The organism is Neobacillus solisequens (assembly GCF_051233465.1).
GTDB lineage: Bacteria > Bacillota > Bacilli > Bacillales > Cytobacillaceae > Neobacillus.
The window spans coordinates 24,867-38,704 of record NZ_JBKFGJ010000006.1; the positions used below are offsets into that span (position 1 = coordinate 24,867).

11 protein-coding genes and 1 pseudogene are annotated in these 13,838 nt (G+C 35.6%); 5 read left to right on the forward strand and 7 right to left on the reverse strand.

Translation table 11 applies throughout. From position 1 onward, the window contains the following. The first annotated feature begins 210 nt into the window (after positions 1 to 210). Positions 211 to 525: a DUF2628 domain-containing protein gene (locus ACI3K6_RS07685; protein WP_435554362.1), complete on the forward strand. Its 315-nt coding sequence runs from the start codon at positions 211 to 213 to the stop codon at positions 523 to 525. 156 nt (positions 526 to 681) lie between these two features. Here ACI3K6_RS07685 and manA read toward each other — a convergent pair whose 3' ends face one another. Then, a complete protein-coding gene (gene manA / locus ACI3K6_RS07690) occupies positions 682 to 1,626 on the reverse strand; it encodes a mannose-6-phosphate isomerase, class I (protein ID WP_435554363.1) in 945 nt (314 codons plus the stop codon). Between the two features lie 250 nt (positions 1,627 to 1,876). On the opposite strand from manA, the gene ACI3K6_RS07695 reads away from it, so the two are divergent. From ACI3K6_RS07695 to ACI3K6_RS07710, 4 genes and pseudogenes are all read left to right on the forward strand, one after another. Next, the gene (locus ACI3K6_RS07695; protein ID WP_435554364.1) at positions 1,877 to 3,808 is read left to right on the forward strand and encodes a BglG family transcription antiterminator; all 1,932 of its coding nucleotides are present in this window, start codon (positions 1,877 to 1,879) and stop codon (positions 3,806 to 3,808) included. A 138-nt stretch (positions 3,809 to 3,946) separates the two neighbouring features. Beyond that, a pseudogene (locus ACI3K6_RS07700) lies at positions 3,947 to 5,802 on the forward strand (fructose-specific PTS transporter subunit EIIC). A 573-nt stretch (positions 5,803 to 6,375) separates the two neighbouring features. Continuing rightward, positions 6,376 to 6,618, forward strand: a complete 243-nt coding sequence (locus ACI3K6_RS07705; protein ID WP_435554365.1) for a helix-turn-helix domain-containing protein — start codon at positions 6,376 to 6,378, stop codon at positions 6,616 to 6,618. Positions 6,619 to 6,894: 276 nt separating this feature from the next. After that, positions 6,895 to 7,062 (forward strand): hypothetical protein, encoded by a 168-nt coding sequence (locus tag ACI3K6_RS07710; RefSeq protein ID WP_435554366.1) that lies wholly within the window; start codon positions 6,895 to 6,897, stop codon positions 7,060 to 7,062. Positions 7,063 to 7,143: 81 nt separating this feature from the next. Here ACI3K6_RS07710 and ACI3K6_RS07715 read toward each other — a convergent pair whose 3' ends face one another. The 6 genes from ACI3K6_RS07715 to ACI3K6_RS07740 all read right to left on the reverse strand — a co-directional run bounded on the left by ACI3K6_RS07715 (position 7,144) and on the right by ACI3K6_RS07740 (position 13,801). After that, on the reverse strand, positions 7,144 to 8,286 hold the full coding sequence (locus ACI3K6_RS07715) for a DegT/DnrJ/EryC1/StrS family aminotransferase (protein WP_435554367.1): 1,143 nt from the start codon (positions 8,284 to 8,286) through the stop codon (positions 7,144 to 7,146). Between the two features lie 33 nt (positions 8,287 to 8,319). Next, positions 8,320 to 8,886, reverse strand: coding sequence for an acyltransferase (locus ACI3K6_RS07720; RefSeq protein WP_435554368.1), 567 nt, complete (start codon positions 8,884 to 8,886; stop codon positions 8,320 to 8,322). Continuing rightward, positions 8,886 to 9,965: a Gfo/Idh/MocA family protein gene (locus ACI3K6_RS07725; RefSeq protein WP_435554369.1), complete on the reverse strand. Its 1,080-nt coding sequence runs from the start codon at positions 9,963 to 9,965 to the stop codon at positions 8,886 to 8,888. Before ACI3K6_RS07725 ends, ACI3K6_RS07720 begins: the two co-directional genes overlap by 1 nt. Before the next feature lie 10 nt (positions 9,966 to 9,975). After that, positions 9,976 to 11,292, reverse strand: a complete 1,317-nt coding sequence (locus ACI3K6_RS07730) for a nucleotide sugar dehydrogenase (RefSeq protein ID WP_435554554.1) — start codon at positions 11,290 to 11,292, stop codon at positions 9,976 to 9,978. A gap of 12 nt (positions 11,293 to 11,304) precedes the next feature. Further along, entirely contained in the window at positions 11,305 to 12,402 is a 1,098-nt protein-coding gene (wecB, locus tag ACI3K6_RS07735) for a non-hydrolyzing UDP-N-acetylglucosamine 2-epimerase (protein WP_435554370.1), read from the reverse strand. A 154-nt stretch (positions 12,403 to 12,556) separates the two neighbouring features. Next, complete coding sequence (locus ACI3K6_RS07740) at positions 12,557 to 13,801, reverse strand: lipopolysaccharide biosynthesis protein (protein ID WP_435554371.1); 1,245 nt, start codon at positions 13,799 to 13,801, stop codon at positions 12,557 to 12,559. Positions 13,802 to 13,838 lie beyond the last annotated feature (37 nt).

The following is a 13,838-nucleotide window of genomic DNA, read 5'->3' on the forward strand; positions in this document are numbered from 1 at the left end:
AAAAAGTTCAAAAATCTACAAAATTTTCAAGCCACTGGAATCCCTAATATGTTTGATACTTTTTTATTTGTGAATTTAAATAATAAATTGCCATATCGTCATCCTCTTTTGATGTCATACCAGGAATTTTATAGAATTTGGCAAAATATCTACCTTTTTTTCATATTTTGGTATAGTATTATAATTCAGTTTAAAAAGGAGGTTATCGATATGAAAGCTATACTAAAAAACTCTGGGGGAGTTACAAAGCAGGTTAAGGTAGGATTTAGCTGGACTACATTCTTCTTTGGCTTTTTACCGGCATTGTTCCGAGGAGACTTAAAATGGGCTGTTATCATGCTGATCATCGAGGCAGTACTTGGGTCATTTACTCTTGGAATCGGTTCATTTGTAACAGGGATCGTATTTTCCTTTGTTTACAATAAAATATACATAAAAGAGCTAATTGAAAAGGGCTACCATCCTGCTAATGACGAATCAAGAGCCTTATTAGAAAGTAAACAGATCATTTCTAATGTTGCTTAATTGGTAATTAAGAGCTGACTAAAGTAACCATTTAGTCAGTCCTTTTTAATAGGATGATGTTTAACCTACCGTTGATTGGGCTGACCAAACCGAAAAAAGCGTAAAAAATCCCATTAAGGGATCTTTACGCTTTTTGTTATATTAAAATAATGTCATTTACCTATGTGAAACCATCAATTCAAGATCTCCATCTAATACAAATTCCCCAAAACCAACTGGAAGAATGATATGTGCACCTTTCACTAACTCATATTTTTCCCCATTATGAAGCAAACTGCCATTTCCATTAATAACACTTAAAAGCAGATATTGATCGTTAAATGCGAGGGTTGTTTCGCCTTTAATTTCCCATTTATAAACAGTAAAAAATTCTGATTCCACAAAAGTTGTGATTCTAGCATTTTCTCGCTCTTCTACCTTTGGCACACTAGTGCTAGCTTGATGTGGAACAGTCGTTACCTCAATCGCCTTTTCCAAATGTAGTTCCCGCAGGTTTCCATCTGCATCTTTTCTGTCATAATCATAAACACGGTAGGTAGTATCCGAACTCTGCTGGGTTTCCAATACAAGTGTTCCTTCACATAAGGCATGGATCGTCCCGCTTGGAACATAGAAAAAGTCCCCCGGCTTGATCTTTACGCGACGAAGCAGCTCATTCCACTTGCCGTCATTGATTTGTTGGATTAATTCCTCTTTTGTTTTGGCATTATGGCCAAAAATCATATCGGCATCTTCTTTACAATCAATGATATACCAGCACTCCGTTTTGCCCAGTTCGCCGTTTTCATTCACTTTCGCATACGTATCATCAGGGTGAACTTGGACTGATAAATCCATATTAGCATCCAAAATTTTTGTTAATAGCGGAAACACCTCTTCCTTAGGGTTTCCAAACAACCCTGGGTGTTCACTCCATAGCTGATCTAAACCTTTTCCGGCAAACTCCCCATTTTCAATGACAGAAGGACCATTTGAATGAGCAGAAATCGCCCAGCATTCCCCGGTCTCTTCTGAAGGAATATCATAGCCAAACTCTTTATGTAAAGTGGTTCCTCCCCAAATTCGCTCCTTAAAAACTGGCTTTAAAAATAATGGTTGCAAAGCTTATCCCTCCATATTTTTTGCTGCATTACACTCTTCCAAAATTCATCTAATTAGTATATCAAAATAATAAATAACAACCTACTATTTCTTACAAAAGAATATCATTCACTAGAATACTGCTATTCCAAATAATATGCAAAATAATTTTTGTTTAAAAAATATATAATGACACCATCCTGAAAATGTGCTAACATTCGACATGATTTTCATAGTAGGGTATAAAAGCACTAAAGCGAGGTGAAATTCATTGAACGAACGTCAAAAGAATCTGTTACGAATTTTACTTGAATCTGGAACGGAATATTTATCTTCTCAGAAAATCGCGGATCAATTAGAGTGTTCTGAAAAGACAATTCGGAATGATTCTAAAGTTCTAGATGAATGGTTAAGCAAGCATTCTAATGGTATCCTTTCCAGGAAGCCTAATATTGGTTTTCGTCTGGAAGTAACAGAGTCAGATAGAAATAATCTCTTACAATTGCTTAATGATGTCGATACTCTAGGTCTTGAGGTTGAGGATTCGGAGAGACTAGTTCGAATCCTTGAATTATTGCTAATCGAAAAGAAGCCCATTACCATCCAAAAACTATCTGAATGGTTTTATGTCAACAAAGCCATTGTAAAAAAAGACTTGGATCAGATTGAAAGTTACTTGAAAAATGTCGGGCTAACCATGGTTACCAAAAGAAAACTCGGAATTGAAGTAGACGGTCCCGAACAGAATTGGCGACTAGCCATTTCAAAAATACCTGCTTACATAGAGAGTTCTTCAAACAACAAAATGGACTATTGGAAACGCTTATTTAAGCAGCACGAATTAGAGGTTGTTCAACACTCACTTGAAGAGATCAATCATACCTTAGCTAATCCTTATACCGACGAAACGTTAGAGAGTCTACTAAGCCACATCCTCATTTCAGTTAAGCGCTTAAAATTAGGGAATGCAATCCCCCTTCATGAAACCGAAATGAAGAGAATACAAAAAAGAAACGAGTATCACTTAGCGGAAAAAACGCTAAAAAAGCTGGAGCCTAGTTTTGCGGTACGATTTCCATCCAGTGAAATTGCCTACATAGCCCTGCATTTTATGGGCGGGAAAGTTCAACATGCCAGAATTGGCGAATTTCCTATTGACGAGGAAGTCCATAAACTGGTACTTATGCTCATTTATCGTGTTTCCAGCCGGACACAAATCGATTTTACCCAGGATGCAGACTTACTATTGGGCCTAAATATTCATGTTCAATCCACCATTAATCGATTAAAACAAAAGTTTACCGTTTCTAATCCGATATTGGACCAAATCAAGAGGATGTACCCTTATTTATTTGACACCATTATTAGTGAAATCGTCCATTTGAATACAGAGTTGAACCTGCAGATCCCTGAAGAAGAGTCCGCATACCTGACGCTTCACTTTCAGGCATCATTGGAACGAATGCAGAAAAAGGATGGCAGCAATAAAAAAGCGATTATTGTTTGTCCGATGGGCATTGGGGCTTCTGTCCTACTTCGGACAAAACTGGAAAGGAAATTTCACTCACTAGACATCATTGATACAGTATCCATCAGTAAAATTAATCAGTATTCATCACATCAAATTGATTTTATAATCACAACCGTCCCCATCACGAAAACGCATGTACCGGTAATTGAAGTAACACCACTTTTATCATCTGATGAGGAAAAAAAATTACAACGTTTTATCGATGGACTCAACCTACCTATAACTTTTCAAGAAGCAGGTACATTTCCATCTCTTCGTGCCTTAGTAAAAGAAGAACTCATTTTAATTGATCTTGATTTTAATCATCCTTACGAAGTGATTGAGGTACTTACGTTGAAATTAGCCGCACATGGGTACGTAAGCGAGGAGTATATTGAATCAGCAATCATTCGGGAGCAGCATTCCTCCACCAATATCGGCGGCGGTATCGCCATCCCACATGGTGATCCCGAGTATATAAAAAAATCAGTCATCGCTGTGGGAATCTTGAAGAAGCCTCTAATATGGGGAAAGGAATATGTTTCTCTCGTTCTAGCATTAGCAACCAAGCAGGAGGAGCACTCAAAGACAAGGGAATTATTTAATGAAATTGGCCAATTATGCGATCAACCTGTTCTCCTAAATACCTTGGTCAAACAGACATCTCCTAGTGAGTTTATAAATAGCCTGTAATCGAGCCATCAAAATGATGGCTTTTTTATTAAAGTCCATTTTTCCGCAATATGTGGTAAACATTCATCCTTTATGGAATCGATTTCAGATGTATAAATAAGACATAGGAACTAAAACTTTTATAGGGGTTGAAAAAATATGAAGCTATTAGCGATTACCTCTTGCCCGAACGGTATTGCCCATACCTACATGGCGGCAGAAAATCTGCAAAAAGCCGCGGAAAAGCTAGGGCACCAAATGAAAGTCGAAACACAAGGCTCCATTGGTGTTGAAAATGAATTAACAGCAAAAGAAATTCAAGAAGCCGATGCGATTATTATTGCGGCAGACAAAACCGTTGATCAATCACGTTTTGTTGGCAAGAAACTTCTGGTAACAGGGGTTCAGGACGGAATCCGAAAACCAGAGGAACTGATCACGAATGTATTAGCAGCTGATTTCCCCGTTTACAAAGAGGACTTAAAATCAGTCGATCAGATCAAAAAAGAAATGAAAGATAAGCAAAATCCGATTTATCGCCACTTGATGAATGGTGTATCTTACATGATTCCTTTCGTAGTCGTCGGTGGTATTTTAATCGCCTTAGCTTTAGGTATTGGCGGGCATCCGACAGCGAAAGGGATGGTTGTTGATCCCAATTCCATTTGGAATTCAGTCCTAAATGTAGGGGCCGCTTCTTTTGGATTTATGGTACCCATACTAGCAGGATTTATCGCCATGAGTATCGCGGACCGACCTGGTCTTGTACCTGGTATGGTTGGTGGTTATATTGCAGCCCATGGTGAGTTTTACTCTAGTGATGCAGGCGCTGGGTTCCTCGGTGGAATTATTGCAGGTTTTATCGCCGGTTATGTAGCCAAATGGATTAAGAGCTGGAAAGTGCCGAAAATGGTACAGCCAATTATGCCAATTCTGATTATCCCAATTTTAGCAAGTGCAGTCGTCTCAGCTATCTTTATATTTATTCTAGGAAAACCAGTAGCAGCCGTATTCTCAGGATTAACTCATTTCTTAAATGGGATGCAAGGAACAAGTTCTATCGTATTAGCCTTAATCTTAGGTGCGATGATTGCCTTTGATATGGGCGGTCCTGTTAATAAGGTTGCATTTTTATTCGGTTCTGCTATGATTGCGGAAGGAAACTATACCATCATGGGACCTATTGCCGCAGCAATCTGTATCCCTCCAATTGGAATGGGACTGGCAACTTTAATCAATAAAAAGAAATACGAAGATGCTGAACAAGAAGCAGGAAAAGCAGCCTTCTTCATGGGCTTATTCGGAATCACAGAAGGTGCGATACCATTTGCCGCAAAAGACCCGCTGCGCGTTATTCCAAGTATCATGGTCGGATCTATGGTGGGTGCCGTAATCGCCATGCTTGGCCACGTCGGAGACCATGTTCCACACGGTGGACTAATCGTAGCAGTATTGGGAGCTATCGATAATGTCGTAATGTTCTTAATCGCCATCGTCGTAGGGGTCGTTGTAACGGCATTTATGGTAAATGCACTGAAAAAGAATGTGGAGTGATTGCAATGAAACTAACAGATTTGATCAGCTTAGAGCTTATTGACACAGACATACAAGGAACCACGAAAGAATCTGTTATCGATGAAATGATAGAATCATTGGACCGTGTTGGAGCGATCAACTCCAAACGCAAATTTAAAAAAGCGATTATTAACCGTGAAAAAGAAAGTACAACAGGGATCGGCTTCAACATCGCCATTCCACATGGCAAATCAAAAGCAGTAGTAAAACCATCAGTTGTATTTGGTCTTAGCAAGAATGGAGTAGACTGGGAATCTTATGATGGTACACCCGCAAAACTTATCTTTATGATTGCTGTGCCAGAAGAAGCTGCGGGAAATGAACATCTTAAAATTCTTCAGATGCTGTCACGTAAGCTGATGAATGAGGGATACAGAGAGCAATTGCTTGGGATTCAGACGAAAGAACAAGCGTTGGAGTTATTAGGGCAAATTGAATAGTATTTAGGAGGGCCGGGAGCCCTCCTTTTTATTTAACTAAATTACAATACAATAATTTATAATCCTTTTCTTTCATTCAAAACCTACATGATGACGAAACCAAGATTCTCCTAACTAACGTTGGAAACTCCTTTATCGATGGCAGCAAACCATCTTCCAACACCCTCACCCTTTCACAATTCTACACATTGTCGATTAATCAAACGGTTAATTAATAGTCTCTCTAATCCACAGCTTTTATGGATTTCCCAGGTAATATTAATAAAAACAATGTCGATATAGGAAGAGTTTCTTTAAATTTTTAAAAAAAAGGCTCCCATTACAGTGACTGAACATACCCTATACCTATATTTAGTTACCCCCGTTATAGTCATTTTTCTAGCTAATTAACATTAAAAATGCGTTTTTACTCATATAAATCAATAACTGATATGCCTCCCCCCTAAGGATGCCTAATCAAAATCTATATCTATTTATCTAAAAAAATTTAACCACGTTTCCATCCCTGCCGTCTATAGACGGTAGAGCTATCGCCATTCTCACTATGTAATTGTCTTAAAAAGGAGAATGGCCTTGGATTCTGACAAGACTGATTACATTGGATACACAATCAAAAAGCTGAGGAAGGCACTAGGGATTACTCAAGAAGAACTCGCATTTCGCAGCAACTTAAACAGAGTGTTTATTGGAGAACTAGAAAGAAACGAAAAAGCGGCATCCATTGAAACATTTTTTAAACTTGCAGAAGGATTTGGCATAGAACCTGAAGACCTTGCTAAGGAAATGAAAGAATTTAGAAGGGCTAATAAGGGATGATAACAGGGCATATTTTCATTAAAAGAACAAGAAATAGAGGGAAAAGTGGTGGAAAAAAACTCAAGTAGAAGGAAATATTCCAGAAGAGGATCCTGTTTGGTAGATGGCTGCGATGGCCACATCGAGGCTCTCCATTTATGCAATAAGCATTATGCTAGTATGAGGCGGAGAAGTATCAAGGAAGTTCAAAGGTTTACATCTGTCACTATTTCACATTGTTTGGCGGCTGGGTGCACCCAGCCTCATTTTTCTAATGGTTATTGTGAAGATCATCACATGACATACATTAAGGTTGGCTATCCACATCTTCCTAAGACGATCAAACTATGTGGAGTAGATCAGTGTGAAAATATACACTATCAGAAAGGGCTTTGTGAGGAGCATTATTATGATTGGATCAATAGATTATTAAGGTATGGGCTTGGATATCAATTAGGGAAATAATTATAGAATCAAATGGAATTTATACTTTAACTCCACAAAAAAACCAAGTAAATTTCTTGGTTTTTTTGTGGAATGAATAATTTAATAAATAGGTTGTAATTTTATAAAATCATTAATTATATTACAAACTTTTTCTATATCCTCTTCGATTAAATAAGGGTGCATTGGTAACGATAATACTGTATCACAAAGTTCATTAGTTACCTCAAAATCTTTATCATCGAAATCTAAATAAGAAAAAGCTCCCTGTCTATGCATTGGTTTAATATAGTAAATCATACTTGGAATTCCATTTTCTTTTAACTTTGCCTGAAGAGCATCTCTTTGTTCATTACTTTTAAGTTTAATTGTGTATTGAGCAAAGCTGGAATAATAGCCCTCTGGAATAAATGGAATTTCAACAATTCCATCTAATCTTTCATTATATAACCTAAATACCCTATTTACATCTTCTAATTCATGATTTATAAATGCACTTAATTTTACTTTTAAGATGGCTGCCTGGATTGTATCAAGTCTTGAATTAACTCCAATCCTAACATTGTCATACTTGTCGTCACCTTTGCCATGAATCTTTAAGGATTTTAGCAATTCCGCTAATTCATCGTTATTAGTAAAGATTGCTCCACCATCTCCATAACATCCAAGAGGCTTTGCAGGGAAGAAAGAAGTAGTAGCTGCATTCCCAAAACTACATGCCATCTTGCCATTAATATTTCCACCAAATCCTTGAGCACCATCTTCTAACACTAATAAATTATATTTCTTTGCGATTCTCTCAATTTCTTCAAAGTTCGCTGGTAACCCAAATAAATCAACAGGAATAATAGCCTTTGGAGCCAGTTTACCTTCTTCAATCGTTCTAATAATTGCTTTTTCAAGTTTGGTTGTATCGATATTGAATGTTTTTCTATCAACATCTACAAAGACTGGTGTTGCACCTCTAAATGAGACGATTTCACCGGTTGAAAAGAATGTAAAGTCTGGAACAAAAATAGCATCGCCCTCTTTGATGTTCCAAGCCATCATTACTAGATTCAAAGCATCTGTACCATTGGCACAAGTTATACAATGTTTTACACCTACATAGCTTGCTAATTGAGCTTCAAGCTCTTTTACTTCTTTACCGCCAATATAATTAGCCTTGGTTAATACTTCAATTATTGCTGAGTCTATTTCCTGCTTATACTTTTGATATTGAGTCTTTAAATCCCTAAATTCCATTATGCATCATTCTCCGTAACGATATGACTTAATCTACTCAGATTTCTCTTTGAGATTCTCATTTTTTAAACTATATTCTCTGCCACATTCCTTACATTTAAGCTCATCTTTCAGAACTGATCCACACTCGCAAACCCAACCTATTTGTTTAGCAGGAACTCCCGCCATTAAAGCATAATCAGGAACATCCTTAGTTACTACCGCCCCCGATGCAATCATAGCCCATTTTCCAATTGTATTACCACATACGATTGTTGCATTTGCTCCGATTGATGCACCGTATTTTACAAGAGTCCGCTTATAACCTTCAGTACCTTTAGGATATTTACTTCTAGGAGTTAAATCATTTGTAAAAACCATTGAAGGACCACAAAAAACAAAATCTTCTAATTCAACACCTTCATAAACTGAAACGTTATTTTGAATTTTGACTCCATTACCTATTTTAACATTATTAGCTACATTCACATTTTGACCTAGAGAGCACTTTTCACCAATTTGAACTCCTTTTTGGATATGACAAAAGTGCCAAATCTTTGTGCCTTCTCCAATCGTTACATTATTATCTATATAACTACTGTCATGAACATAGTGACTCATTACTCAAACCTGCCTTCAAAATCCAGCGTGCTGCATTTATCTAATGGTAGTTTAACAGTTTTACCTTCTGCAGCAGACTTATAAATGGCAAGTACTAGTTCCAATGCTCTCCTTCCATGTTCTGCAGTTACATAAGGATCTCTATCATTATGTATCGCATTTATTACGTCAGCATAGAGTGGATTATGTCCAAAGCCGTATACATTTGGAGGATTTTCCTGATAATTTGCTTTTACTTCGTCTGGATCATCTTGCTTATCCGCAAATTGCCATTCTTCAATTAGATTTACAGATTTCCCCCCGGCTTTAATTGTGCCTTTCTCACCGAATATATATAATGTTTCTTCAAGATTTTTCGGAAAGATATTCGTGGTTCCTTCAACTATTCCATAACTTCCATTGGAAAACTTAATTAATGCCATACCTAAGTCTTCAGCTTCTATGAAGTTATGTTTTAAATTTGCAGTCATACCCACTACTTCATCTATTTCATCACCCATCATCCAACGAAGAAGATCAATATTATGGATACATTGATTCATCAATGCTCCTCCATCTTGCTCCCAGGTTCCACGCCAAGGAGCTTGTTTGTAATACTCCTCTCCCCTGTTCCAACGGATATGAGCTGTACCATGAAGCAATCTACCAAAGCGTTCTTTTTCTACCGCTTCTCTTATTTTTTGAATAGACTTATTAAAACGATTTTGATGGCATGCACTTACTTTTACATTTTTGTCTTTTGCTTTTTCAATAATTGCATCAGCTTCTTCAAGTGAAAGTGCAATTGGCTTTTCAATAATAAGATTGCAACCTGCCTCAATACAATCTAATGCAATTTGACCATGTTTACCGCTTTCCGTACAAATTGCTACTAATTGTGGATTTTCCTTTGTAAGCATTTCCTTATAATCGGTATACCTAGGTGTTGATTGAGGAAGATCAAATTTTAACATCTTATCTTCGATATTTTCGGGAATGATATCACATAAACCTACAATATCAAGTTCATTTTCAACGGCAGCAGCTATATGGTTGGGTGAAATTCTTCCACATCCAATTATTGCATATTTTAGACTCATGTTGATCCCCCTATAATAATTCAATATTTTCTCTTTGATTTATATGCTTCATGGCATTTTTGGTATCAAAAATAGATTTTGCATGCTTTTGAACGAAATCATAATCTACCATTGTATGTGCAGTTGTTACTATAACCAAATCAGCACTTCCAATTAATTCAGCAGTTAACTCTAATTCACCTTTTTTAATCCTTCCATGCTCACGATATTCTGTTACATATGGGTCATAGTAAACTACTTCTACCCCTTCTTTTTCTAATTCTTCAATTACTCTGAGAGCTGGGCTTTCTCTATAATCATCAATATCTTGTTTGTAAGCAACTCCAAGTACTAATACTCTAGAACCATTCATTGCCTTCTTGTGTCTATTTAAGATTTTACTTGCTCTCTCTACACAATATTCAGGCATACGATCATTAACCATCATGGAGGATTCAATCATAGAAGTGTGAAACCCGTATTCACGTGCTTTCCAAGAAAGATAGTATGGATCAAGCGGGATACAGTGTCCTCCTAAACCCGGCCCTGGGTAGAACGCCTGGAACCCATAGGGTTTTGATTTCGCTGCATCAACTACCTCCCAGAAGTTTATTCCCATTTTATTACACAAAATGGCTAGTTCATTAACAAGCCCGATATTTACATTTCGATAGGTGTTTTCAAGGATTTTTTCCATTTCTGCAATTGCCGGAGATGATACTTTATGAATTGGGGCTTCTAAAATACTTTCGTATAAAACAGCTGCAACTTCAGTGCACTGCTGAGTAATTCCTCCAACTACCTTTGGTGTATTTTTAGTCTTATATATTAAGTTACCCGGATCAACACGTTCGGGAGAAAAAGCAAGATAGAAGTCCTCTCCACATTTTAGGCCTGATCTCTCAAGGATTGGCTTCAGAAGTTCTTCAGTTGTGCCTGGGTATGTAGTTGATTCTAGAACGATTAACATGTCTTTATGCATATATGGAAGAATGTTCTCTGCAGAGGCCTTTACATAGCTGATATCTGGTTGTTGATGCTCGTCAAGTGGTGTTGGAACACAAATACATACACAATCTGCATTTGCTACTTTAGCAAAATCTGTAGTAGCCGATAGAAGCCCTGATTTTACTATTTCCTGTAAATCTTCATTCACAACATCACCAATATAGTTCTTACCTGCGTTAACCATTTCCACTTTAGATTCCTGTACATCAAAACCAATAGTTGTAAAACCAGCCTTTGCTTTCTCAACCGCAAGAGGTAAGCCTACATAGCCCAAACCTATAACACCCAGTGTTGCAGTTTTATTCAATAATTTTTCTTTTAAATTACTTGTTAAAGCCATAGTATTCATGGTTTATTTTCCTCCATTTAAAATAGCTTGAGTTATTTGTTCCGCTGCATTTCCTTCACCAAATAACTGAGGTTGAGGATATTTAAAACAATCTAGTTTTCTAGAAACTGCTTCCAATATTGTGCTAACTTCAATTGGGCTTAACATATTCCATCCATTTTCTAAAGTTTCAACCCACTCTGTTTGGTCTCTCAATGTTGTGCAAGGAGTCTTTAAAAAATATGATTCTTTTTGAAGACCACCTGAATCCGTAACGACCATGTATGCATTTGCTGTTAAATAAAGCATAAGAAGATAGCCCACCGGTTTAATCAATTTCACATTATTCAATTCAATATTTAGTTCCTCAATTAGCTTACGAGTTCTCGGATGAATTGGTAAAAGAACTGGCTTGTCAAATTTTTCAAATGCTGAGAAAATTTCACGTAATTTATTATGATTATCTGTGTTTTCCGCTCGATGTATTGTAGCAAGATAATATTCCTTTTCTTTAAGATTTGGTATCTTACTATTATCTTGCTTTAATTCATTTAACCATGATCCATTAATATATTTACCTTTTGATATTTCTAAGTTTCTTAGTACAGCATCAAACATGATATCGCCTGTATTCAGGACACCTTTAGTAATTCCTTCCTTATTCAAGTTATCTACAGCTGTTTGAGTTGGACATAATAACAAGTTGGAAATATGATCAGTTAATATTCTATTTTGCTCCTCTGGCATTAGCTTATTATAACTTCGCAATCCAGCTTCTACATGAAAAACTGGGACATGTAGTTTACTTGCTGCCAAAGCTCCAGCTAGAGTAGAGTTTGTATCCCCATACACCAGCATACCCTCTGGTTTTTCTTTTAGAATGATATCTTCAATTTTCTCTAGCATTCTACCTGTTTGCAACCCGTGACTTCCAGAACCCACTTCTAAATTGTAATCAGGATGTGGAATTCCAAGTTCCTTAAAAAAAACATCAGACATATTAGCATCATAGTGTTGGCCTGTATGAACTAAGATTTCTTCATTTTCTTTTCTAAACGTAAAAGAGAATGGAGCAGCTTTAATAAATTGTGGACGTGCACCTATAATTGTAATGATCTTCATAAAATTGATTCCTTTCTTACTCATTTGTTTCCAACACTATTACACTGAAGCTTTTATTAATAGGTTGAATATAAAATCCTTAAACCATCATAGAATTTTATAAAGCTATATAGTCTTCACCCTTATATTTTAATAAGTACCATTTAAATAGTATTTAATTTTCTAAAGGTCTAGCCTTATAACTACCGTCTCTTAGTGAATTTAATCCAATTATTATTATAAGTACTATTTTAATTACTGCTGCAACAGTTGCCGCTACGCAAAAACCAACAAGTCCATTTTTTTCAATTAAAAATAATCCCCCACCTATATAAATCAAACCATATATTGCTTGAATTACAGATTGCCAGTAGGTAGAGGAATATCTAAGAATAATTGACTGAGTTATACTACTTGAAGCATTTAATATTGCAGCTAAACTTGCTAATACTAATATATTTAATACATTATCGTATATACTTGGGTATAATATCTTTAGAATGTACTTTGATAAAAAAATACAACCTAAAAATGCAATAAAACTAAAGAACATAACAATTAAGTTAATAAATATAAATTCTTTAACCTTCATTCTTTTTCTACTTTTAGAAAAATAGGTTAACAGAACCCCAGAAATAGGTTGCAATACAAAACTAGACATTTTTCCAACCAAACTAGCAGCATAATAAACTGTTACTTGCTTACCGCCTAATAATGGTAATATCATCAACCGATCTAAATAAATCAGAACATTTCCAATAAAGTTTGAAAATGCTAATGATATATATTTATTAAATGTTTTTTTAAATTCAGAAGTAATTTTAAATGGTTCTATATACAACCTTGTAGTAAATGCCAGAAAAAGAATTGAAATTAACTCCCCGCAAATAAATACATTTTCCCATTTTTCGGAATATCCGTAGTAATATATATATATCCCTACTATCAATCCTAAACAATAAAAAATACTATGATTAAAAATCATTTTATAATTAAGGTCCAAACGATAGCTTACTATTAAATATGATCTAAACATTGTTAATATAGAAACAATAATTAGTAATTGTATTGAGGACGTCGATTCTTTTATAATATTAAAATGAGTTAATAAAAAAATTGAGATTATATTTACAATTGTTGCAAAAAACAATATTGGAAGAAAGTCTCCAGATATTTTTTTTTCTTCATAGTCATTATTTAAGATTAGTCTAATATTATTTAATGAATTCCCCAATACAACCGATATAATATTAACTATCCCCATAATTGTAAGTATTTCACCAAAAAGATTACCATTAATTTTCCTACCAATTAATGGATAAACAAAAAATTGTAATAATAAAACTGAGATTGCAGAAGAAAAAATATTTATTACAATATCAAATAAAAATTTCCTTCCTTTAAGGTTTACAATGTTCAATATTATCCCTATTCCTTTTAAGTGATTATGTTATAAA